The organism is Pleomorphochaeta sp. DL1XJH-081 (assembly GCF_049310885.1).
In the GTDB taxonomy this organism is placed as follows: domain Bacteria; phylum Spirochaetota; class Spirochaetia; order Sphaerochaetales; family Sphaerochaetaceae; genus CAYZJV01.
In genome coordinates, this window is the sequence record NZ_JBMDYO010000056.1 from 1 (window position 1) to 282 (window position 282).

At 43.6% G+C, this 282-nt stretch carries 1 protein-coding gene; it reads right to left on the bottom strand.

What is annotated here, in order from left to right:
- Nucleotides 1-242 (bottom strand): hypothetical protein (locus ACODJP_RS13890; protein WP_422482508.1); only part of this gene is annotated, 242 nt, incomplete at its 3' end.
- Between the last annotated feature and the right edge of the window lie 40 nt (nt 243-282).

Genomic DNA, 282 nt, shown 5'->3' on the forward strand with positions numbered 1-282 from the left:
TAGGGTTTGTACTTGTGTTGTACGGCTTCGATTATGGCTTTCATGGCGTAGAATGTGTTGGGTCCCACCGAGCATCCTAAGTCTGCTATGGCAAATGTGGCCATCTTTTCTATTTCAAGATTCTTGATCACCGCCTCCTTTATTACATTCTTCAGAGCACTCAATCCGTCTCCCTGCATAGAGGAGTTGTTGGCGTAGCTACTTGTGCCATCACCACCGTTCATCGGAAATGATTGACTCATTGTTCCTCTGTTTTACTTTTGATTTAGATCTATGTGTTAC